The 21,485-nt window shown below is 67.5% G+C and carries 23 protein-coding genes; 5 read left to right on the forward strand and 18 right to left on the reverse strand.

The features are described from left to right. Positions 1–52 precede the first annotated feature (52 nt). The 3 genes from LKD76_RS27755 to LKD76_RS27765 are packed head-to-tail and all read right to left on the reverse strand — an operon-like array spanning position 53 to position 5,385. Positions 53–3,133, reverse strand: a complete 3,081-nt coding sequence (locus LKD76_RS27755) for a non-ribosomal peptide synthetase (protein WP_227984350.1) — start codon at positions 3,131–3,133, stop codon at positions 53–55. Continuing rightward, entirely contained in the window at positions 3,133–4,074 is a 942-nt protein-coding gene (locus tag LKD76_RS27760; protein ID WP_227984351.1) for a methionyl-tRNA formyltransferase, read from the reverse strand. Before LKD76_RS27760 ends, LKD76_RS27755 begins: the two co-directional genes overlap by 1 nt. A gap of 60 nt (positions 4,075–4,134) precedes the next feature. Further along, the gene (locus tag LKD76_RS27765) at positions 4,135–5,385 is read right to left on the reverse strand and encodes a SidA/IucD/PvdA family monooxygenase (protein ID WP_227984352.1); all 1,251 of its coding nucleotides are present in this window, start codon (positions 5,383–5,385) and stop codon (positions 4,135–4,137) included. Between the two features lie 253 nt (positions 5,386–5,638). Here LKD76_RS27765 and LKD76_RS27770 point away from each other — a divergent pair, with 253 nt between their 5' ends. The 5 genes from LKD76_RS27770 to LKD76_RS27790 all read left to right on the forward strand — a co-directional run bounded on the left by LKD76_RS27770 (position 5,639) and on the right by LKD76_RS27790 (position 11,771). Continuing rightward, entirely contained in the window at positions 5,639–6,103 is a 465-nt protein-coding gene (locus LKD76_RS27770) for an MTB12 C-terminal domain-containing protein (protein ID WP_227984353.1), read from the forward strand. Between the two features lie 111 nt (positions 6,104–6,214). Further along, complete coding sequence (locus LKD76_RS27775) at positions 6,215–7,183, forward strand: RluA family pseudouridine synthase (protein WP_227984354.1); 969 nt, start codon at positions 6,215–6,217, stop codon at positions 7,181–7,183. A gap of 148 nt (positions 7,184–7,331) precedes the next feature. Then, positions 7,332–8,090, forward strand: coding sequence for a CPBP family intramembrane glutamic endopeptidase (locus tag LKD76_RS27780; RefSeq protein WP_227984355.1), 759 nt, complete (start codon positions 7,332–7,334; stop codon positions 8,088–8,090). A 250-nt stretch (positions 8,091–8,340) separates the two neighbouring features. Beyond that, positions 8,341–10,302, forward strand: a complete 1,962-nt coding sequence (locus LKD76_RS27785; RefSeq protein ID WP_227984356.1) for a hypothetical protein — start codon at positions 8,341–8,343, stop codon at positions 10,300–10,302. Positions 10,303–10,523: 221 nt separating this feature from the next. Further along, positions 10,524–11,771 (forward strand): acyltransferase, encoded by a 1,248-nt coding sequence (locus tag LKD76_RS27790; RefSeq protein ID WP_227984357.1) that lies wholly within the window; start codon positions 10,524–10,526, stop codon positions 11,769–11,771. Here LKD76_RS27790 and LKD76_RS27795 read toward each other — a convergent pair. From LKD76_RS27795 to LKD76_RS27865, 15 genes are all read right to left on the reverse strand, one after another. Continuing rightward, a complete protein-coding gene (locus LKD76_RS27795) occupies positions 11,748–12,998 on the reverse strand; it encodes an FAD-dependent monooxygenase (RefSeq protein ID WP_227985425.1) in 1,251 nt (416 codons plus the stop codon). The genes LKD76_RS27790 and LKD76_RS27795 overlap by 24 nt on opposite strands. A gap of 180 nt (positions 12,999–13,178) precedes the next feature. After that, entirely contained in the window at positions 13,179–13,877 is a 699-nt protein-coding gene (locus LKD76_RS27800) for a YdcF family protein (protein ID WP_227984358.1), read from the reverse strand. 142 nt (positions 13,878–14,019) lie between these two features. Then, on the reverse strand, positions 14,020–14,316 hold the full coding sequence (gene rpsQ, locus LKD76_RS27805; protein WP_227984359.1) for a 30S ribosomal protein S17: 297 nt from the start codon (positions 14,314–14,316) through the stop codon (positions 14,020–14,022). Next, positions 14,313–14,552, reverse strand: coding sequence for a 50S ribosomal protein L29 (gene rpmC, locus LKD76_RS27810; protein WP_227984360.1), 240 nt, complete (start codon positions 14,550–14,552; stop codon positions 14,313–14,315). Before rpmC ends, rpsQ begins: the two co-directional genes overlap by 4 nt. Then, positions 14,552–14,968: a 50S ribosomal protein L16 gene (gene rplP, locus LKD76_RS27815; protein ID WP_025347180.1), complete on the reverse strand. Its 417-nt coding sequence runs from the start codon at positions 14,966–14,968 to the stop codon at positions 14,552–14,554. The genes rpmC and rplP overlap by 1 nt, the downstream gene beginning before the upstream one ends. Before the next feature lie 3 nt (positions 14,969–14,971). Then, complete coding sequence (gene rpsC, locus LKD76_RS27820) at positions 14,972–15,772, reverse strand: 30S ribosomal protein S3 (RefSeq protein WP_227984361.1); 801 nt, start codon at positions 15,770–15,772, stop codon at positions 14,972–14,974. Beyond that, a complete protein-coding gene (gene rplV, locus LKD76_RS27825) occupies positions 15,773–16,177 on the reverse strand; it encodes a 50S ribosomal protein L22 (RefSeq protein ID WP_227985426.1) in 405 nt (134 codons plus the stop codon). Positions 16,178–16,203: 26 nt separating this feature from the next. Continuing rightward, entirely contained in the window at positions 16,204–16,485 is a 282-nt protein-coding gene (gene rpsS, locus LKD76_RS27830; RefSeq protein WP_025347177.1) for a 30S ribosomal protein S19, read from the reverse strand. A gap of 14 nt (positions 16,486–16,499) precedes the next feature. Next, positions 16,500–17,330: a 50S ribosomal protein L2 gene (rplB, locus tag LKD76_RS27835; protein WP_227984362.1), complete on the reverse strand. Its 831-nt coding sequence runs from the start codon at positions 17,328–17,330 to the stop codon at positions 16,500–16,502. A 33-nt stretch (positions 17,331–17,363) separates the two neighbouring features. Beyond that, positions 17,364–17,669, reverse strand: a complete 306-nt coding sequence (gene rplW, locus LKD76_RS27840; protein WP_025347175.1) for a 50S ribosomal protein L23 — start codon at positions 17,667–17,669, stop codon at positions 17,364–17,366. Next, positions 17,666–18,370 (reverse strand): 50S ribosomal protein L4, encoded by a 705-nt coding sequence (rplD, locus tag LKD76_RS27845; RefSeq protein WP_227984363.1) that lies wholly within the window; start codon positions 18,368–18,370, stop codon positions 17,666–17,668. The genes rplW and rplD overlap by 4 nt, the downstream gene beginning before the upstream one ends. Continuing rightward, on the reverse strand, positions 18,367–19,032 hold the full coding sequence (rplC, locus tag LKD76_RS27850; protein ID WP_227984364.1) for a 50S ribosomal protein L3: 666 nt from the start codon (positions 19,030–19,032) through the stop codon (positions 18,367–18,369). Before rplC ends, rplD begins: the two co-directional genes overlap by 4 nt. 14 nt (positions 19,033–19,046) lie before the next feature. Continuing rightward, the gene (gene rpsJ, locus LKD76_RS27855; protein ID WP_003938093.1) at positions 19,047–19,352 is read right to left on the reverse strand and encodes a 30S ribosomal protein S10; all 306 of its coding nucleotides are present in this window, start codon (positions 19,350–19,352) and stop codon (positions 19,047–19,049) included. 405 nt (positions 19,353–19,757) lie between these two features. Further along, entirely contained in the window at positions 19,758–20,312 is a 555-nt protein-coding gene (locus LKD76_RS27860) for a hypothetical protein (protein WP_372465938.1), read from the reverse strand. After that, positions 20,309–21,463, reverse strand: a complete 1,155-nt coding sequence (locus tag LKD76_RS27865) for a hypothetical protein (RefSeq protein WP_227984365.1) — start codon at positions 21,461–21,463, stop codon at positions 20,309–20,311. The genes LKD76_RS27860 and LKD76_RS27865 overlap by 4 nt, the downstream gene beginning before the upstream one ends. Between the last annotated feature and the right edge of the window lie 22 nt (positions 21,464–21,485).

Consider the following 21,485-nt stretch of genomic DNA (forward strand, 5'->3'; position numbering starts at 1 on the left):
CTTCGAAGATCGTAGCTTAGGCTAAGCTAATATCGATCGGGAGGGAACCCGCTCAGTAGACTTCGACCGGCGCCTGGTGCACGGTGCGCACCTCCACGCGGGTCGCCAAGCCCGACACCGTCGGGTTGTCGAAAAGCTCACGGACACCGATTCGCACGCCGAATTCGCTGCGAACCCAGGCCAGCAACCGCACCGCCAGCAGCGAGTGCCCGCCCAATTCGAAGAACGAATCATCGGCGCCGATGCGCTCGCGGCCGAACATCTGCCCGAACATCTCCGCGATCCTGGCCTCGACCGCCGTGCCCGGATCGCGGAACAACTCCGCACCGGCGAGCTCGGGCCGCGGCAGCGCGCGGCGATCCAGCTTTCCGTGTTCGGTCAACGGGATCTCGCCGATGATCGCGAACGCCGCCGGAACCATGAAGCGCGGCAACACCGCCGCGGCATGAGCACGCACCGCGTCGACATCCACCACGGCGACCCCCGGCGCCGCGACGAGGTAGGCGGCCAGCACCGATCCGATCACGGCATCGGAAACCGCGGCGGCCACACACTGGCCCACATCGGGATGGCCGGCCACCGCCGCCTGGACCTCGGCCAGTTCGATCCGATAACCGCGCACCTTCACCTGGTCGTCGGCGCGCCCCAGGAATTCGAGTGCACCGTCACCGTTGCGACGCGCCAGATCACCGGTGCGATACAACCGGCCGCCGGGGGTGAACGGATCGGCCACGAAACGCTCGGCGCTCGCGCCGCCGCGATGCAGGTACCCGCGCGCCAATTGGCTTCCGCCCAGATAGATCTCGCCGGCCGCGCCGGTGGGCACCAGCCGCAATCGCTCGTCGAGCAGATACAGGTGGACATTGCGGTTGGGGTAGCCGATCGGGACGATCCGGGTGCCCTGCGGCCCTTCGACCGTCAGATGAGTGGACGAGACCACCGCCTCGGTCGGCCCGTAGTGATTGCGCAGTTCGGCGTCGAAGTGACCGAGGAAGCGGTCGGCGACCTCGCCGTAGAGCGCCTCCCCGCCGACGGGTACGTGTCGCAGCGCACGCCAGCCGCTCACCTCGGGCAGCATCAGCAGCGTGCTGAGCAGCGACGGCACCATATGCAGCACCGTGACCCCACAGCGCGAGATCACCTCGGCCACATAGGGAATGTCGTCGAAGGCATCGGATTTGGGCACCACCAGGCAAGCGCCCAGGGTGAGCGTCACGAAGACGTCGAGCAGGGAGGCGTCGAATCCCACCGACGACGATTGCAGCAGCCGATCCGAGGCGGTCATATCCCACTGGGCGCAGAACCCGTCGAGGTGTTCGGCGATCGCGGCATGGGATACCGGTACGCCCTTGGGCATTCCGGTCGATCCGGAGGTGTAGATCACGTAGGCCAGGTGGGCGGGCCGCAGCGGCCGCACCCGGTCGGCATCGACGGGATCGTGGTCGGGCAGCTCCGCGGCGGCGGCTTCGGCCGCCCGCAGCTCCGCGATGCCGTACACGGCCACCGGCCGCGCGTCGGACAGCAGGAACTCGGCGCGGTCGGCCGGATACGCCGGATCGATGGGCAGATACGCGGCACCGGATTTCAGCACGGCCAGGACACCGATGACGAACTCCACCGACGTGCCCAGATGCAGCGCGACGATGTCCTCGGCGCCGACACCCTGCCCGATCAGCCGGTGTGCCAGCCGATTCGCGCGCTGGTTCAACTCGCCGTAACTCAGTTCGAGATCCGTATCGGGTGCGGCCACCGCGATGGCGCCGGGGTTCGCGGCGACCCGCCGCTGGAACAGCTCGACCACTGTCGTCTGCGGTACGTCGACCAGCTCACCGTGCGACAGTTCCAGGATCGTCTCCCGATCCCGGCTGCCGAAGATGTCGAGTTCACCGATGCGACGCCGCGGTTCGCGTACCGCGCTGTCGAGGACCCGCAGGTAGTGACCGAGAAAACGGTCGACGATCCGCGCATCGAATTCGTCGGCCTGATAGACGATCTCGACCCGGGCACGCCCCGGATCGGTGACGACGGTGAGCGACAGCGGCGTCCGCGTGGTGGGGTTGCCCAGCTCGACCGATTCGGTGTGGATACCGTCGAACTCCGGGCTCACACCGCGACGCACACCGAATTCCATGCGCGCCAGGAGTTCCAGGCCGTCGCGGCCGCCGGTCCGTTCCGGATTGAGTGCGGCGACCACGCGATCGATACCGGCCCGGCGCCGTTCGAAGGCCGCGGTGACCCGTTCATCGACGGTCCGGACGTAGGTGTCGACCGCGGCGGCCGGATCCAGGACCGACCGCACCAGCAGGGTATTGCCGAAATAGCCGATGCCCGCGGTATCGGCCGCGGTCCGCGTCGAGGCGGGCACGCAGACCAGGAAGTCGGTGGCGGCGGTGTAGCGATGGACGAGCACGTCGTAGGCGGCGAGCAGAACGGAGAAGGTCGTGGTCGAAGCCGCCCGGGCGAACGCCTCGACCCGCTCCCAGGTCTCGGCCGGTAGTTCGGCCACGGTGCGCGCGGTCCGCAGGGTGGCCGCGACCGCGGGCGCGATCCGGCCCGGCAGTTCGACCGGCTGCGGCAGCGGGGTCAGTGCGTCCCGCCAGAAGCCCAGGTCCGCATCGGATTCGCGCTCGGCCACCGCGACCGGCGGCAGCGGCGGCAAGAGCTGTCCGTTGTACCGCGCACCGAGTTCGGCACAGAACGGTTCCCAGGACTGCTCGTCCCAGCCGATGGCGTGCACCACCAGCGCGAGGACGTAGGCCCGCGCCCCGGTTCGAATCACCGTGCAGCGCAACGGAGTTTCGACGGTGAGGTCGAACGGCCGTCCGGCCTCCCGGCGGATGAGCACCTCGACCCGCCGATCGCGGCCGGCCTCCGGGAGCTCCCGCAGGTCGACCTCCTGCCACGCGGGCGCGGCGGTCGGGCGGATCACCCGGCGCGGCTCGTCGTCACCGTCGCAGCAGTAGGTACTGCGCAGCATCTCGTGGCGCGCGACGATATCGGCGACCGCGGCCCGCAGCCGTTCGACGTCCAGCGCACCGTCCAGCCGGTAGACCGCGCAACTGTTGAGTGTGGTGTCCTCGGGATCGCGGGTCTGCAGGAACCAGATGCGGCGCTGAGCCGCCGACAGGGACATCACTGTGGTGCGTCGGTGAGATACCCGCCGCGCACGAAGAATTCGGCCGCGTCGCGCTCGGTTCCGTCGGCGGTGCGGACGCGGGTGATCAACAGGCCGAGGTTGCCGCCCCGATGGGCGTCCGGTCCGCAGATCACCACGCCGCCCCCCTCCTGGACCACGACCCGGCCGGGGGTGCCGCCGTAGCGCGCCCGCGACAGCGCGGCCGCGACGATCTCGACCTTCTCCCCGCGGTAGTACGAGAACGCCCGCGGATACGGCTCCGACAATGCGCGCACGAACCGTTCGAGATCGACCGCGTCCCACTGCCAGTCGATGCGGCTGTCACGTTCGGAACGCTTGTGGAAGTAGGTCCGTTCGGCCTTGTCCTGCGGACGCCACACCGCGGTGCCGGATTCGATCGCCGACAACGCCTCGTGCACCGCGCCGGGAATCAACTCCATGCCCGCGAGCACCAGTTCGGTACCGGTGGCGGTCGGGCCGATCGGCAGCGAACGCTGGACGATGATGTCGCCGGTGTCGAGCTGTTCGTCCATCCGATGCACGGTGAGGCCGAATTCGGACTCACCGCTGATCAGCGCCCACAGCACCGGGGAGAACCCGGTGAACTTCGGCAGCAGCGAATCGTGCAGGTTCACCGTGCCGTGCCGCGGCATCAGATACAGCTCCGGCGGCATCCAGGTGTACCAGCTGTTCACCACGATGATGTCGGGTTCGGCCCGCTTGACCAGATCGATGGTCTCGGCGTCGGCCCGTTCGGTCAGATGAACCGGGATCCCGTGTTCGCGGGCCAGTTCCTCCACCGAATCCGACCAGATGCCCTTGTAGGCGTGCTCACTGGCCGGATGCGTCACCGCCAGCACCACCTCGTGTTCCGAATCGATCAGAGCCTGCAGCGTTTTCCGACCCCAGGTCTGATAACCGAACGACACGATACGCATGAAAACCGAACCTCATTCCCTGTAACTAAGGGTAGCCTAGCCTACTGATTCGAGCCGTGGTCAGCGCGGTCCGGCCACTCCGGCGACGCGCCCCGCGCCGACCGCCGAATGCGCCGGGACGCCACCGAGTACGCGATCCGAAAGTTCGCCCAGGCAGCTGAGATTCGGGAATCCCGGCCCCTGCGCCATCCCCGACAGGTTGGGCAGATACAACTTCGCGTCCAGCCCCGCGACCGCCAGATCGTGCCCCATCGACGCCTCCAGCCGGCCCTGGGTGATGGGACCACCGACGGCCAGCTCCACCAGATCCGCGGCGTCGGAGTCGAACAGGTCCAGGAACCACAGCGGCTGACCGCCGGTGGCGTCGACCACCAGATCGAAGGCGTGCAGCTGATCGGGGCGACGCTCGTTGCGCAGCGTGAGCGAGACCCCGTCGCCGCGTTCGGCCACCCGCACCACCCGGCCCTGCAAATGATGAACGCGATTGTCCGCCAGCACGTTCTCCTGCACCCGCACCGAGAACACACCGCGATCGGTGCGGCGGATGACATCGCGACGCTCCTGCAGACTCAGTGCCCGCCACTTCGCCGGATCACTGAACAGCGAGTTCTCGAAATAGCTCTCACCGCGGGTGTAGATGGTCGCGCCCGGTGAGATCACCGAGACGGTCAGCACATCGTGGCGCACCAGCTCATCGACCGCGGATCCGGCGGTCTCACCACCGCCGATGACCGCGGCCCGCGAGGACACCGGCAACCGGCGCTTACCCGCCAGATCCCAGAACTCGGCGATACTCAGCACTTTCGGGTGCTGCGCGAGCGCCCGGCGGCTGTTGCCCGGCCCGGTGATCATCAGACCGTCGGTATCGATCTCCGTCTCGACCCCCTGGGAGTCGGCCACCGCGACCAGCCAGCCGTCGGCCGCCGCACGCACGCGGCGCACGGTGCCGAGCACGATCTCCACTCCGGACTTGCGCGCCACCCACTGCAGATAGTTGGCCCAGACGTGATGGTGCGGACTCGGCCGGCCCCGGTCCACCCACTCGGCATAGGTGCCGTTCTCCACCAGGAAGGAGTGCCAGCTGTAGGCGACCATCTCACGGTCGATATCGCGGTTGCGGCCGCGGGCCCAGGTGGAGTGATACGGGAAGCCGACATCCTTCTCCGGGCTGGTGCCCAGCCGGTGCTGGCCGTCGGTCCAACCGCCGCTGGGCAGCCAATTGCCACCTACCGCATGGGATTCCACCACCACCACGCGGGGCGCGGCTATGCCCAGGTCGCGCAGCACCCGTGCCTTCGCCGCCACTGCCATCGCCTTAGGTCCGGCTCCGACCACGAGAAGCGTCTTCACTGGTTCTCCCGTTCTGTGATTCCAGCCACCGCACACCCGGCACCGAGTGCGCTCAGCTGCACATATCCGACATACCGGGAGTCGATACCCACCGCATTGCCGATTCAGCGCTACCTACCTTTGCATAGGCTTACCTTATATTGCTAGTGGTGCCGGACCTCGCGAAGCGAATGCGACATACGGCACTCCTGTCCCACAACGATCGGAAGCGACCATGATCAAGATCAAATCCCGTGCCGTTGCGGCCTTTTCGCTGGCCGCCGTGGTCTTCGCCGGTGGAGTGGCCTCGGTGACCCCCGCGGTCGCCGCACCGATCGCCGCACCGGTGCACGCCGCCGCGCCGGGCGCCGGCGAGCTGCAGAGCAAGCTGCAGCTGGTGCTCGACCCGAACGGCCCGCGCGCCGCGCGCGCCGCGGAACTGGAGGCCGGCGAGGCCGGATTGCCCCTGGTCGACCAGGTCGGCGGCGTGATGGCCTCGGTTCCGGGCTTCCAGTGGCAGGCCGTCGACCCGGTCGACGTCAACGGCGACACCCTGACCCACAACCTGCAGATCAACGTCCCCAGCTTCGATGCCATGTACATCGAGCTGAAGTGGAAAGAGATCGACGGCAGCTGGAAGCTGACCCGCGAATCCGAGTGCACCATCGCGTACTACGCGAACCTCCCCTGCACCGTGTAGCGGTTCGCCGCGTCGCGGTCCCGGACGGCCCCTGCCCCGGGACCGCGGCCCCGCTCCCCGAGCCCGCCACCTGCGCGATCGACTGCCGGCACGGATGGTTAGTGTCGTCGGGTGAGACGCCGGCAGAAGCCGCCGCTACCCAAGCGCCACGGACTCGATCCGGCGCGGCTGCGGTTACCCGAAGAAGGAACCTGGGACACCATCCGCGACCATCTGGTCGAGCGGCTGCCCCGGGTCCCCGCGGCGCGCATCGATGAACTACTCGCCGAGGGCGGCATCGTCGACCTCGACGGCCCGATAGCACCCGACGCGCCCTACGTGCCCGGCGGTGCGGTGTGGTTCCATCGCGATCTGCCCGATGAGACGCCGGTTCCGTTCGAGGTCACCGTCGTTCATCGCGACGACAGCCTGCTCGTCGTCGACAAACCGCATTTCCTGTCCACGATTCCGCGCGGCCAGCACATCCTGGAGACCGCGCTGGTGCGGCTGCGCCGCGAGCTGGACCTCCCCGATCTGATTCCGGCCCATCGCCTCGACCGGGCCACCGCCGGACTCGTACTGTTCGTGGTCGATCCCGCTCGGCGCGGGGCCTACCAGACGCTGTTCCACAAGCGCCGGGTGCACAAACAGTACGAGGCGATCGCGCCCTACGATCCCGAACTCGCCCTCCCCCGCACGGTGCGCAGCCGGATCGTCAAGGAGCGCACGATTCTTCGCGCGTTCGAGGTCGAGGGCGAACCCAACGCGGAAACACTGGTGGAATTGCTCGAACATCGCGACGGGCTGGGTCGCTATCGATTGAGCCCGCATACCGGGCGCACCCACCAGCTGCGGGTCCACATGAACGGGCTCGGCGTACCGATTCTCGGCGACGACTTCTATCCCGAACTCACCGATCGCCCGGTCGATGACTTCACCCGGCCACTGCAACTCCTGGCGGCGACCCTCGCGTTCACCGATCCGATCACCGGGGCCGAGCGCCGATTCGAGACCGGGCGGACGCTACAGGCGTGGACCGACCGTCGGGGCTGGGCGGCCGGGAGCGACCCGTGCCGGGCCCCCGGCGGTCGGCCGGACTGAACACCGATCGACGGGCGCCCCGCGATTCGGCCCGGTCGTCCGAGCGAGCGCCGTCGCGACCCGGACCCGATGCCGCATGGGGTGACCAGCACCCGCGCGCGACCGGTGGAACAGGCGTGCGGGCGACAGTGAACGTACACTGGCCGTGATGTCTCGAAACGATAACGGCGTCGCGGTGGCCGAGGCGCCGTCCGGTCCGAGCCGCCGGTTCCACGCTTACCTCGATGTCGCCGTCGTCGTGGCCGTCCTCGCGGGCACCAACCTCATCGCGCACTTCACCTCGCAGTGGGCCAACATCGCGACGGTTCCGATCGCCGCGGTGGTTCTCGTGGCGCTGATGCGGCGGCGCGGACTGGGCTGGGCCGAACTCGGCCTGTCACCACGGCACTGGCGGCGGGGCACGCTGTACGCACTCGGGGCGGTGGCCATCGTCTTGGGCGCGGTGGCGATCGGGGCGTTGCTGCCCATGACCCGGCCGTTCTTCCTCGCCAATCGATACGCCACCGTCTCGGGCGCGCTGATCGCCTCGATGATCGTGATTCCGCTGCAGACGGTGATCCCGGAGGAACTGGCGTTCCGCGGAGTGCTGCACGGCACACTCGACCGGGCCTACGGCGCGCGCGGAGTGTTCATCGCCGGATCTCTGCTGTTCGGTTGCTGGCATATCGCCTCATCGCTCGGGCTCACCACCGGCAACCGCGGACTGAGTACCCTGCTGGGCGGCGGCGCCGGCGGGCAGATCGCCGGAATCGCCCTCGCCGTCCTGGCGACCGCGGGCGCCGGAGCCGTCTTCACCTGGCTGCGCCGGCGCAGCGGCAGCCTGCTCGCGCCGATCGCACTGCACTGGTCACTCAACGGCGCCGGCGCGCTCGCCGCCGCCATCGTCTGGCATACCGCCGTGCATTGACGTCCACGCGTGAGCCGCTACCGTCCGGCACACCGCCGCGCGTCGAATTCCGGCGCGCGGCAATTCGTTTCCGGGCGCGTCTTTCGAATCACCCCGGCGATCAGCCGATTTGCACTTTCTTCCGAACTGATGTTCGGTGAAAGCGTTGACCACGAGTTGGTCACGGATTACTCTCACCTCGATCACACATATGTTCGAGTACTCGGGTAATCGACCTCGGTAGCGCGGCTGCTGCCGGGAAAGGCACGCCATGCTCGACGAGCAGTCGACCGGAACAACCGCAGCGCAATCCGCGGATTCCGCACACCGTTCGCGCGGCGAGGCCGCATCCTCTCCCACCGCGCGAGTCACGACCTCGGTTCCGGCCGAGCTCAGCGCCCTGGCCCAGCGCGTCGCCACCGCACGCGACAAATTGCCACTCCAGGCCGATCCGGCCCTGTTCGCCGAATTGTCCGACCGGGAAATCACCGCGGAACGCGAACTCGCCGAATGGATTCGCACGCAGCGGCGCCGGCAGCGCAAGCGGGCGGTATCCGAGGAATTGATCGCCGAGAAGCGGGATCGCCGCGTGGCGCTGGCATTGCGGCGGGCCGACGAATCCGACGCGCGCTGGCATCGGCGCGCACGTGCGGCCCGGATGCGGGTGTCGAATTCCGATGCGCGACTGGCGCAATTGTTCCGGCGCGCCGAATGGTCGTCGCGGGCATTGATCGGCGTCGTGATCCTGGGGATGGTGTGGGCCGGCGTGAACGTCCAGCACAATCTGGTGCCCAGCGGCGACATGTCCGATCCGCTGTACTGGCTCAGCTACGGCTTCGAGGCGATGATCTCCATTCCGATCATCACCATCATGGTGGTCGCCACCACCGCCGCCCGCTGGGGCCGCGAGATCGATCGCGGCAAAGTGGTCTTCCTGGAGACGGCACTGCTCGGCGTCACCATCGCGCTGAACGCCGGACCGCATCTGGTCGCCGGAGAGCCGGCCCGGGCCGCGGAGGCGGCCGTGGCTCCCGTCATGGTGGGCGTGGTGATCTGGCTGCATTCCTGGGTTTCGGCCCGATATGCGCAATTGATCGACGATATTCCGGTCGACGGCATCGATTCCGACGATCGCCCCCCGTCCGGATATCGCACCAGCTACCGATCCGACACCCTGCCGGGTTGGGCCGAACCACAGTCGCTGCCGGCCAGTGACCTGTCCACGGATTTCCACAACTATCCACAGCTCGCACACCTCACGGTGCCGCACGAGCTCGCCCACGACGAGGCCGCGGAAATCGCGCAGCCGGATATGGCCGCACCGCAGCATCATTCGCCGCAACCGATCGATACCCGGCCCATCGAGCGACCCGGTCCGGCCGAGACGCCGGATAGCGCTGTGCCGACACAGAACCCGACGCGCCCTGCCGATTTCGCCGCGCAATCCGCCGCGATGGCCCCGGAGCCGGAATCCGCCGCCGTACCGCCGGTGGCGGACTCGCCGGCCTCCGCGCACATCGCACCGGTACCCACCGCCGAGGCGATGATTTCCGAATCGGATTCGGCAACATCATCGTTCGAGCCCACAACCGACACCGCGGCCGCGCCGGCGGCGTCCGGATCCGCCACATCCGTACCCGCTGAGGACTTGTCCGCGCCCGAGCAACCGGCGGCGCGTCCCGCTCCCGGCGCGGGGCTGCGCATCGTCTCCGACGAACCGCGCCGGACCCGGACCCGCCGCGCCGTCGACGATGCGGTCCAGCTGGTGCTGGGCGAACCGATCGCGGAATCCCCGCGAAACCCCTCCCACGCGGCGGCCGCTGTCGCGGCCACCGAGGCCGCCACGGAGCGCATCGGGCGCGAAACCCGCCCGGAGCTCTCGGACGACCGCCACGACGACAGTGCCGACCCGACGGGGACCGACGTGGACGATCAGGTGGAATTCGACGTCCCGGATGCCGCCGAGAACGAATTCGACGACCTCGAATCGGTGGGTGCCGACCCCGCCGAACCCGAGACCGGCGAGGTCGCGATCTGGTCCGTGGCGCGGGAGATCCGCAGGCGCGGACTGTCCAAACTCACGGTCGAGCAGCTGGCTGAAGTTCTCACCCTCACCGACGAATCCTGGACCCCGGCGGCGATCGGCGCGGCCGTCGGTCTCCCCGGCTCCCGGGTGCTCGGCATTCTGGAGACCGCCCGTCGCATCAGCATGCCGATCGCCGTCGGCGGCTGACACGCCGTTCCGCCCTCTCTACCAGGCAATTCAGTTGCCTCGAAGGGGTCGATGAGGATCCTCACAGGTTTGATCGCGATCATGGAAGTGACGACCGACTCGAGGATGCAGATGATCGACACCTTTCCGCGAGCGCATTCGTCGGCGACCTTGCTGCGCGACGGACGGTGCTCCTGCCCACCGAACGCGGCCGCCTTATGAGCTTGACTGCGGCAATTTCGGTGACCGAACGGCCGGCCGACGGGGACTCCGCGCGGCCCGAACCGTCACGGCCCTACCTCCATCAAGTCAACCTGTTCCGAATTCTGACCTTCGCCTGTGTCATCGGCGTCCACGTCATCGACAGATCCAGCGATCCGAACAATGTGGCGGCCAACGGGGTCATGGTGCTGCTGCACTTTCCCCGCGAAGCCTTCTTCACCTTGACCGCGTTCGTCCTGATCTATCAGTACGCCGACCGGTCCTTCGTCGCGCGCGGATTCTGGCGCCGACGCTTCGCCCTCGTCGGCATCCCGTATGTGGTCTGGTCGGTGTTCTACTGGGGCTATTCGATCGTCGCCGGAATCCATCAGGAGACCGCCGGGCAGGCGGTGCGCCGGCTGGCCCTCGAACTGGCCACCGGTGAAGCCTGGTACCAGCTGTACTTCCTGTTGGTGTCGATGCAGATCTATCTGTTGTTCCCGGCACTGCTGCAGCTCGTGCGACGCACCGTCGGCTGTCACCGATGGCTGCTGGGGGCGAGCGCGATCGTCCAGCTGGGCCTGCTGTGGGCGCTGTCGCACCCACCGACCCTGACCGGAATTCCGGCACAACTGTGGGACCACCTGTACGTGACGGTGCTGCCGTATCAGTTCTATGTGCTGTTCGGTGCGGTCGCGGCATGGCATATCGGCACCGTCGATCGTGTCGTGCGACGCTTCGGTCCATTCCTGCTGGCCGGTACCGTCGCGGCCGCCCTCGGCGCCGAGCTGTGGTACCAGCGGTCCGTGGCGGGCGGCAGCACACCGTGGCAGGCCGACAACGTTTTCAACCCGTATATGGCGGTCTACTTCCTCGCGTTGATCGCCGGGCTCTACACCGTCAGCACCTGGTGGTCGTGGCTACGGCCCAATTATCGTGTCGTCGCCCGCATCTCACGCTACGGCGCCGACCGCTCCTTCGCGGTGTTCCTCATACATCCGATCGTGCTGGAGTTGCTGATGCCCTTGGCGCCCCACCTGAACAGCGGCGTGGGCGCGGGCGGAGGTACCGCGATACTGTTCGTCGCTGTCCTCGCGACGACACTGGCGGTCGTCGAGGTGGTGCGCCACGCTCCCGGCAGTATCTGGCTCACCGGCCGCGCACGGATCGAAGGGCCGACCGCTCTGGGGCGCTGGTTTCGTTCACTGCAGGGCACGGATCTGTCGAATCCGCGTCGCGTCCTCGAGCTCGAGTCGAATGGCGCACTATCGGATTCGTACGGACGGTAGATCGGCCGAGCCGGCTGCTCCGGCGCCCCGATACGCGCCGGCCAACTGAGCCAATTCGGCCTCGGTCAGCACGTCCTCGATGCGGTCGAAACCGTCGGGCGCCCGTTCGGTCACCGTATGCAGGATTCGATCCATCGGCATATCCCGGTTCACCAGCACGATGGCGTTGGCGATCTCGCGGCGTGCCGCCTCGTACCGGGCCAGCCCGGCGACGGGATCGGTCGCGGCGGCGAGTTCGGTGGCCAGCGCCCGGGCATCGAGGACGGCCTGCGAACCGCCGTTGGACCCGACCGGGTACATCGGATGGGCGGCGTCGCCCATCAGGGTCACCCCGCCGACCCCCCAGCGCGGCAGCGGATCTCGATCGACCATCGGATATTCGAGGATTTCTCCACTGGCCGACAGCATTTCGGCCAGATCCACACCGGCGAGTCGCCAACCCTCGTAATGCGGCAGCACATCGCGCAACCGCCCCACGCGATTCCAGTCCGGGCTCGGCACGGCGGTGTCGTCGCCCACCCGTACCTCGGCGACCCAGTTGATCAATGCCCGTTGACTGTGCTCGGCCGCCGGTCCGATGGGGTACATCACCATCTTCGCCGCCCGATTCGACCCCGCGATCACCATGGTGCGACCGTCCAGGAAGGGGCGCATCTGTGCGGTCCCCCGCCAGATCCGGATGCCGTTCCACACCGGTCGCCCCTCCCCCGGATGCAGCTGCGCCCGGACGGTGGAGTGCAGTCCGTCCGCACCGATCAGCACATCGGCGAACTGTTCGACGACGAGACCGGTTGCGCGGTCCAGGATCCGGCAGCGCACACCACCCGCCTCCTGCGTGAACGAACGCAACGCCATACCCGCGCGCACCGCATCGGTTCCGAGCCGCTCCCGCACGGTGGCCAGCAGCAGGCCCTGTAGTTCCCCGCGGTGGATCGAATATTGCGGCAGCTCGTGTCCCGCGGCGAGTCCGCGCGGTTGCGTCCAGATCCGGTTGCCGAACCGGTCGAGATGCACCGCCGCGGTGGTCGCGATCGCGCAATCGGCCAGTGCCGCAGCGAGTCCCAGCTCGTGCAGTACGTGCACGGCGTGCGGGAGCAGATTGATCCCGACACCCAGCGGCCGCAGTTCGGTGACCGCGTCGACCACAACCGCGTCGATGCCGACCCGCTGCAGACATGCCGCCGCGGTCAGCCCGGCGATCCCGGCGCCGGCGATCAGCACGCGCATCACGGCGTCACGGACACTGTGCGCGCCAGAGCAATTCGACCACGCGCGATCACGTGCTCGAAACCACCGGCCGGCGAACCGTGCCTCTTCCCGACGAACAAGCTGATCGGCCAATACATTTCGGTCCTCCCCTACCTGCCGAATCCTACCGATCCGCCCGCGTCCTTCCCGGCGGTGACATCAACGCTCCGGAAGCAACCTGCTGGTGAATCCGGCCGCCACCAGCCGGGTGAATGCCGACCGCACCGTATCCGGCACGTCCTGATCGATCGCCCACCCCTCGGCCGCATACCGCCACACCCGCTGCGTATCCCCCACCAGCATATCGATCACCCCCACCGTATCCCCGATGCGTTCGATGTAGCGTTCCATCGATTCCGGTAGCGAACCGCAGATGACATCGACATCCGGCCAGCGCTTGCGGCACGTGGCATAACCGCGCCGCTGTTGATACGGCCGGCAGATCAGCATCACCGAATCCACCCGCCGACCCGACTCCCGCAGTAGCGCATGCGAGAAGTCGATGTTCTCCGCGGTATTGCGCGCCTCGGTCTCGGTGAGCACCGCGGCTTGCGGAACCCCCAGTGCGACAGCATGTTCGCGATAGTGCACCGCCTCGCCCCGCGGAAACACCGCCGTGGTGGTCGGCGCGTTGGCCCCGCTGAAGACGAGCACCGGAAAGACACCGCGCCGGAACAGTCCCGCCGCCCAGGTGGCGACCCCGATATCGTGGCTCCCCAGCCCGATTCCCGCGTCCACCCGCCGGATATCGTGCCCCATCGAGTTGTAATCCCAGAGCGACCGCACATCGGCCCGGAGCCCGGCCGGCAACTCGGCGAACGACAGCGTGCGCTCCGGTTCGATCCCGTCCTCGCCCACGGCTCCCATGCTACGCAGCGCCCGCGCGGGATAGCCGCGAGCGGATCGCCCCGCGAATTCGCGCCCGGAAACACACGAAGGCCCGCTTCCCGTACGGGAAGCGGGCCTTCGCGATTCGACTACACAGCCGGAGCCGGAAAGACTACTTCGCCTTTTCCAGAACCTCCACCAGCCGCCACCGCTTGGTAGCGGACAGCGGACGGGTCTCCATCAGCTGCACGCGGTCGCCGACACCGGCAACCTCGTTCTCGTCGTGCGCCTTCACCTTGGAGGTGGTGCGGATGATCTTGCCGTACAGCGGGTGCCGGTTACGATCTTCCAGCTCGACGACGATCGTCTTGTTCATCTTGTCGGAGACGACGTAGCCGACACGCACCTTGCGGCTGCCACGCACCTCCTCCTTGGCCGGCGTCTTGGCCGGGCCCTTGGCGTCACTCATGCCGCGTCTCCCTTGCCTTCAGGACCGGAGGCCAGGCCGAGCTCGCGCTCACGCATGACCGTGTAGATGCGCGCGATCTCGTGGCGGACCACACGCAGGCGCCGGTTGTTCGTCATCTGGCCGGTCGCCATCTGGAAGCGCAGGTTGAACAGCTCTTCCTTCGATTCGCGCAGGCGGGCGACGAGCTCGTCCTCGTTGAGCTCGCGCAGGTCTGCGGCCGGAGTTCCGGTAGCCATCAGAACTGCTCCTCCCTGGTCACGATCCTGCACTTCATCGGGAGCTTGTGCATCGCGCGGCGCAGCGCCTCACGAGCGATCTCCTCGTTCGGGTAGGACATCTCGAACATCACCCGACCCGGCTTGACGTTCGCGATCCACCACTCCGGCGAACCCTTACCGGAACCCATGCGGGTCTCGGCGGGCTTCTTGGTCAGCGGGCGATCCGGGTAGATGTTGATCCAGATCTTGCCGCCACGCTTGATGTGGCGGGTCATCGCGATACGCGCCGACTCGATCTGCCGGTTGGTGACGTAGGCGGGCTCGAGAGCCTGGATGCCGAACTCACCGAACGCCACCGAAGTGCCGCCCTTGGCCATACCGGAACGACCCGGGTGGTGCTGCTTGCGGTGCTTGACCTTGCGGGGCATCAGCATGGGTCAGCCCTCCTGATTCTCTGCCGGCGGCTCCGCCACAGCAGTGGCGGCCCGTCCGGCCTCAGTGCTGGTGGCGGTGGTGCCGGACGAACCGGACCGCCGCGGACGGCTCGGCCGCTCCCGACGCTCGCGACGCTCACCGGCCGGAGCAGCGTTGGCCGTGACCTCACGCTTGCCACCGACGATGTCGCCCTTGTAGATCCAGACCTTCACGCCGATGCGGCCGAAGGTGGTCCGAGCCTCGTACAGGCCGTAATCGATGTCGGCGCGCAGCGTGTGCAGCGGCACCCGACCCTCACGGTAGAACTCCGAGCGCGACATTTCGGCGCCACCGAGGCGGCCCGAGCACTGCACTCGAATGCCCTTGACGTTCGGCGAACGCATGGCCGACTGGATGGCCTTACGCATCGCGCGACGGAACGCCACACGGTTGGAGAGCTGCTCGGCCACACCCTGGGCAACCAGCTGGGCATCGGACTCGGGGTTCTTGACCTCGAGGATGTTCAGCTGAACCTGCTTACCGGTGAGCTTCTCCAGCTCGGCACGGATACGGTCGGCCTCGGCGCCGCGACGGCCGATCACGATGCCCGGACGCGCGGTGTGGATATCCACCCGGACGCGGTCACGAGTGCGCTCGATCTCGACCTTCGAGATGCCGGCCCGCTCCATACCGGTGCTCAGCAGTTTGCGGATGGCTACGTCTTCCTTGACGTATTCCTTGTACTGCTTGTCGGCGTACCAGCGGGACTTCCAATCGGTGGTGATACCGAGGCGGAAGCCATGGGGGTTGATTTTCTGTCCCATTTACTTAGCCCCTCCCTTCCGGCGGTTGCGCGAGGAGGCGCTGGCAGTGTTAGGCAAGCTCTCGACCTCGATCGTGATGTGGCTGGTGCGCTTGCGGATCCGGAACGCGCGGCCCTGGGCGCGCGGCTGGAAACGCTTCATGGTCGCGCCCTCGTCGACATACGCCGTCGAGATGACCAGGGTGTCGGGGTTCAGGCCGAAGTTGTTCTCGGCGTTCGCCGCGGCGCTGGCCACGACCTTGGCGACCGGTTCGCTGGCGGCCTGCGGCGCGAACCGCAGGATGTTCAGCGCATCCTCGACCCGCTTGCCGCGGACCAGGTCCACGACACGGCGAGCCTTCATCGGAGTGACGCGAACGTGCTTCGCGGTCGCGCGCGCGGTCGGGTTCGCCTCGGGTTCGCTCAGCTGTGCTGTCTGGCTCTTCGCTTCGCTCATCGCCGCTTGCTCTTCCGATCTTCCTTCACGTGGCTACGGAAAGTCCTGGTCGGCGCGAACTCACCGAGCTTGTGCCCAACCATGTTCTCCGACACGAACACCGGCACGTGCTTGCGGCCGTCGTGGACCGAGAACGTGTGGCCGATGAAATCGGGGATGATGGTCGAACGACGCGACCAGGTCTTGATGACCTGCTTCGTGTTCTTCTCGTTCTGGACGTCCACCTTCTTGAGGAGGTGTTCGTCGACGAACGGGCCCTTCTTGAGGCTGCGTGGCATCTTTAACCTCCTCCTTAACGCTTCTTGCCGCGACGGCGGACGATGAGCTTGTCGCTCGGACGGTTGGGTTTACGGGTACGGCCTTCGGGCTTGCCCCAAGGCGAGACCGGGTGGCGACCACCGGAGGTCTTGCCCTCACCACCGCCGTGCGGGTGGTCGACGGGGTTCATCACGACACCACGGACCGTGGGGCGGCGACCCTTCCAGCGCATACGGCCGGCCTTACCCCAGTTGATGTTCGACTGCTCGGCGTTGCCGACCTCGCCGACGGTGGCGCGGCAGCGCACGTCGACGCGACGGATTTCGCCGGAGGGCATACGCAGGACGGCGTAGGAGCCTTCCTTACCCAGCAGCTGAATGCTCATACCGGCGGCGCGGGCCATCTTGGCGCCACCGCCCGGACGGAGCTCCACCGCGTGGATGGTGGTACCGGTCGGGATCGAGCGCAGCGGCAGGTTGTTGCCGGGCTTGATGTCGGCACCGGCGCCGGACTCGATCTTCGTGCCCTGGGCGATACCCTTCGGCGCGATGATGTAGCGCTTCTCGCCGTCCGCGTAGTGCAGCAGGGCGATGTTGGCGGTGCGGTTCGGGTCGTACTCGATGTGAGCGACCTTGGCCGGGATGCCGTCCTTGTCCAACCGGCGGAAGTCGATCAGACGGTAGGCCCGCTTGTGACCACCACCGCGGTGACGGGTGGTGATGCGGCCGTGCGCGTTACGACCACCGGACTTGCTGAGCGGACGCAGCAGCGACTTCTCAGGAGTGGACCGGGTGATCTCGGCGAAGTCCGAAACGGACGACCCGCGCCTACCCGGCGTAGTCGGCTTGTACTTACGGATTGCCATGAGTTCTTCTCTGCTTTCTGGATTCCCCGCCGCTTACGCGACCGGGCCTCCGAAGATCTCGATGGGCTTGCTGTCGGCCGAGATGGTCACGAGCGCGCGCTTGGTGCTCTTGCGCTGGCCGTAACCGAAGCGGGTCCGCTTGCGCTTGCCCTGACGGTTGGCAGTGTTGACGCTGGTCACGGTGACGCCGAAAACCTTCTCGACGGCGATCTTGATCTGCGTCTTGTTCGAGTCGGGGTGCACCAGGAAGGTATAGGTGCCCTCTTCGATCAGCCCATAGGACTTCTCGGAGATCACCGGCGCGAGCAGGATGTCGCGCGGATCTGCGATGGTGGTCACTTGCTCTCCTCCTGTGCACTCGCAGCGCTCTGCGGGGATTCCGCGGGGCCGTGCACGAACGCGTTGAGCGCCTCGACGCTGAACACGACATCGTCGCTGTACAGCACGTCGTAGGTGTTCAACTGATCCGGCGAAATCGGGTGCACACCCTGCAGGTTCGCCACGCTCTTCCACGCGGTCACATCTTCGCGGCCGACCACGACCAGCACCTTCTTGCGGTCCGACAGCTCGGCCAGGAAGTTCTTGGCGGCCTTGGTGGACGGCGTCTGGCCGGAGACCAGTTCGGTGATGACGTGGATGCGCTCGTTGCGGGCCCGGTCCGACAGGGCGCCACGCAGGGCGGCGGCCTTCATCTTCTTGGGCAGGCGCTGCGAGTAGTCGCGCGGCTGCGGGCCGTGCACGGTGCCACCGCCGGCGAACTGCGGCGCCCGGGTCGAACCCTGGCGGGCGCGGCCGGTGCCCTTCTGGCGGTACGGCTTCTTACCACCACCGCGGACGTCGCCGCGGGTCTTGGTGGCGTGCGTGCCCTGGCGAGCCGCGGCCTGCTGGGCCACGACGACCTGGTGCATCAGCGCGATGTTGGCAGTCGCGTCGAAGATCTCCGCGGGGAGGTCGACGGTGCCGTTGGTCTTGCCGCCCGGCTCTTTCACCGGAAGCGTAAGATTGGTCGCCTTTTCGGACGTCACAGTGTCGGTGCTCATGCCCGGGCACCACCCTTCGCAGCGCTCTTGACGATCACGATGCCGCCCTTGCGACCCGGGATCGCGCCCTTGATCAGCAGCAGGCCGTTCTCGGCGTCCACCTTGTGGACCGAGAGGTTCTGCGTGGTCACGCGGTCGTTACCCATCCGGCCGGCCATCCGCATGCCTTTGAAAACACGGCCGGGCGTCGAACATCCACCGATGGACCCCGGACGGCGGTGCACGGCCTGCGCACCGTGAGCGGCGCCCTGACCCTTGAAGCCGTGACGCTTCATGACACCGGCGTAGCCCTTGCCCTTGCTGGTGCCGGTCACGTCGACGTAGGTGCCTTCTTCGAAGACCTCGGCCGACAGTTCCTGTCCCACCTCGAACTGAGCGGCGTCGGCGACGCGGATCTCGGCGATGTGGCGACGCGGGGTGACACCGGCCTTGGCGAACTGCCCGGCGACGGGCTTGTTCACCTTGCGCGGGTCGATCGCGCCGAAGGCGATCTGAACGGCGGAGTAGCCGTCGCGCTCTTCGGTGCGGATCTGGGTCACGACGTTCGGTCCGGCCTTGATGACGGTCACGGGGACGACGCGGTTCTTCTCGTCGAACACCTGGGTCATACCGAGCTTGGTGCCCAGGATGCCGGCCGCCGGCCTGTTCTTGTTGTCAGTCATATCTGCAATCCCCGTCACTGAATGTTGACGTCGACGCTGGCCGGCAGATCGATGCGCATGAGCGCGTCGACCGTCTTCGGCGTCGGGTCGAGGATGTCGATCAGCCGCTTGTGCGTGCGCATCTCGAAGTGCTCGCGCGAGTCCTTGTACTTGTGCGGCGAGCGGATGACGCAGTACACGTTCTTCTCGGTCGGCAACGGCACAGGCCCGACGACGCGGGCACCGGTGCGGGTCACCGTTTCGACGATCTTGCGCGCAGACGCGTCGATCGCCTCATGGTCGTAGGCCTTGAGCCTGATGCGGATCTTCTGTCCCGCCACGCTGAGTGTCCTTTTCTCCGCTTACGTTGTGCTCCAGAAGCTTTCGCTTCCGAACCACCCTCATTTGCACAGCCCGAACACACGAAGACGCATCAGCCACCATCACGACCGGGGCGCACCCGATCCATCGCCGCTGTTCATCTGTCATGGTTCTTCCGGTCCACGCGGTCGGGCGTGTCGCCTCTCCGCTCATTCTTCGGCCCTGGGCAAACTTCACCTATTGGCCTCGGAACTTCGTCCCGGACGTACCCGCGCCGGACTCGACGCCGATACTCAGTGGGTACTGCTCGCCTGCCACCGATGGACGCACGCCACCGCTGCAGGCAACCCGAACAGTATGCCCGAGCCCCCCGGACGCCTCCAAATCGGGGGTCGAATACCCCGGTGACGGCTGCCGATCGCAGGTCAGACCGGTAGCGAGCGCAACCGCGGCCGGGTCCGCCGCCACGCTACCGCAAGGAAGACCAGCAGGCCCAGTAGCGGCAGGGTCCCCAGCACCCAGCTCATTCCGAGCGGCGGCCCCGGCTGATCCAGCACCCGCAGTCCGTCCAGCGCGCCCTCGCCGTGGCCCTGGGGCCCGTCGATCGCGAAAGCGAAGCGATAACTTCCGGGCGCGTCGAGAGCCTTGACGTCCAGGCCCCACGAATCCCGTTTGCGGGGATGCCGGACCAGCGGCCGGGTGCGGACGGATTTCAAACCCGGACCGTCCACCCGCAGCGTGCCGGCCCTGCCGTCGATCCCGCCCTCGGGCAGGAAGGTGAAGTCCAGCGACTGCATCGCCCGCAGCGGCCAGGTCGAGAAGCCGACCGTCAGGTCGTAGGGGCCGACCCGGACGCGCTCGGTGTGGACCACGTTCACCGGCTGGTACGCGGCCGCCGGCCCGGCCCCGGCCGCCGCCGACAGCAGTAACACCAGCAGTACGAGCAGATACCGAACCGGACGTCGGGCGTTGGTGTTCATCGGGTCTCCCCCGCGGTGAGCGTGCGCAGCATCGCGGCGAACGCGCCGCCCAGATATCCGGCGAGCAGACCCAGCGGAAGCGCGACCACGATCAGGGTGACGACGGTGACGGCCGAGATATGCGGATCCGGATAGGTCGCGATCACCTGCAGCGGCAGTCCCACGCCGATGATCAGGCTCGCGACGAGCCCGGCCACCGGCAGCAGCGTCGGTATTCCCAGCCCCGCGGGCGGACGGCGACGAAACCACAGCAGCAGCGCCTCCACCGCGAAGGCCGCGACGAACAGGAACATCGGGATGATGCTCGGGAAGGTCGGCGGCTTGGGCGTGAGCCCGTCCCGCAGTGGCAGCCCCACCGCGGAGGCGTAGACGTGCGCGGCCCACGGCGAGAACCACCACAGCACTGCCTGCAGCACCGCGGTGGCCACCCCGATGGCCAGCGCCGACCCGGGACGCCCCAGCGCCAGTGTGCCGGTGATCAGCAGCAGTGGCGCGAACAGCACGGTCGCCACCACGACCGCGTCGACCGGGAGCGCGAGATTGTTCAGCGCGTCGGCCGGAATCGGCGTGAAGGCGATGAGGATGACGGTCGCGCACACGACCCCGACCCGGCCCCACGGCTCGTCGCGATGGGCGGCGAACACCATCAGGCTGCCGATCATGGTGATGGTGATCGACAGGAACAGCGCGACGTGCGAGGGCGTGTTCAATACCGCGTCGAATCCGTAGATCGAATGCCATTCCAGATCGAACAGGCCGTAGAGCAGGAACAACGCCGCTCCGGCACCGGAGACCATATAGCCGACGGGTGCGGTGAGCGTCGAGCCGAAGACGCGGATCGGCGTCCCCCCGGCGGCGGGCACGGGACGGCCCGCGCGCTGCGCCGAGGTCGCCAGCACCACCATGGCGAGACTGGCGAAACCGGCGATCGCACTGCCCGAGTACAGCAACAGGTGCGGCAGCGTGAAGAAGGTGTCCGGCCCGACCTCGTTGTGCCACTGGATATCCCAGCTGATGCCGACGGTGGTGACAACGGTTCCGAACAGCACGATCCACGCGCCCGCGCGGGCCGCCGTCCCGGATCGGGCAGCGACGGTCGTGGCCGAAGCCGTAGGCGATCCGCTCGCGATCGCGGTGTACGGGACACTCATGGAATCATCCTTTCCTGCGGTC

Origin of the sequence: Nocardia spumae (genome assembly GCF_020733635.1) — a bacterium.
Taxonomy (GTDB): Bacteria; Actinomycetota; Actinomycetes; order Mycobacteriales; family Mycobacteriaceae; genus Nocardia; species Nocardia spumae.

Bases quoted from the DNA above. Each gene is read 5' to 3' on its own strand.
- LKD76_RS27760 (WP_227984351.1), bottom strand. From the start codon at position 4,074: ATGCGTATCGTGTCGTTCGGTTATCAGACCTGGGGTCGGAAAACGCTG.
- rplD (WP_227984363.1), bottom strand. From the start codon at position 18,370: ATGAGCACCGACACTGTGACGTCCGAAAAGGCGACCAATCTTACGCTT.
- rplB (WP_227984362.1), bottom strand. From the start codon at position 17,330: ATGGCAATCCGTAAGTACAAGCCGACTACGCCGGGTAGGCGCGGGTCG.
- LKD76_RS27780 (WP_227984355.1), top strand. From the start codon at position 7,332: ATGTCTCGAAACGATAACGGCGTCGCGGTGGCCGAGGCGCCGTCCGGT.
- rpsC (WP_227984361.1), bottom strand. From the start codon at position 15,772: ATGGGACAGAAAATCAACCCCCATGGCTTCCGCCTCGGTATCACCACC.
- rpsS (WP_025347177.1), bottom strand. From the start codon at position 16,485: ATGCCACGCAGCCTCAAGAAGGGCCCGTTCGTCGACGAACACCTCCTC.
- rplC (WP_227984364.1), bottom strand. From the start codon at position 19,032: ATGACTGACAACAAGAACAGGCCGGCGGCCGGCATCCTGGGCACCAAG.
- LKD76_RS27860 (WP_372465938.1), bottom strand. From the start codon at position 20,312: ATGAACACCAACGCCCGACGTCCGGTTCGGTATCTGCTCGTACTGCTG.
- LKD76_RS27795 (WP_227985425.1), bottom strand. From the start codon at position 12,998: ATGCGCGTGCTGATCGCCGGCGCCGGGATCGCCGGGCTGACCGCGGCG.
- LKD76_RS27755 (WP_227984350.1), bottom strand. From the start codon at position 3,133: ATGTCCCTGTCGGCGGCTCAGCGCCGCATCTGGTTCCTGCAGACCCGC.
- LKD76_RS27785 (WP_227984356.1), top strand. From the start codon at position 8,341: ATGCTCGACGAGCAGTCGACCGGAACAACCGCAGCGCAATCCGCGGAT.
- LKD76_RS27865 (WP_227984365.1), bottom strand. From the start codon at position 21,463: ATGAGTGTCCCGTACACCGCGATCGCGAGCGGATCGCCTACGGCTTCG.
- LKD76_RS27765 (WP_227984352.1), bottom strand. From the start codon at position 5,385: ATGGCAGTGGCGGCGAAGGCACGGGTGCTGCGCGACCTGGGCATAGCC.
- LKD76_RS27770 (WP_227984353.1), top strand. From the start codon at position 5,639: ATGATCAAGATCAAATCCCGTGCCGTTGCGGCCTTTTCGCTGGCCGCC.
- rpmC (WP_227984360.1), bottom strand. From the start codon at position 14,552: ATGGCTACCGGAACTCCGGCCGCAGACCTGCGCGAGCTCAACGAGGAC.
- rpsQ (WP_227984359.1), bottom strand. From the start codon at position 14,316: ATGAGTGACGCCAAGGGCCCGGCCAAGACGCCGGCCAAGGAGGAGGTG.
- rplP (WP_025347180.1), bottom strand. From the start codon at position 14,968: ATGCTGATGCCCCGCAAGGTCAAGCACCGCAAGCAGCACCACCCGGGT.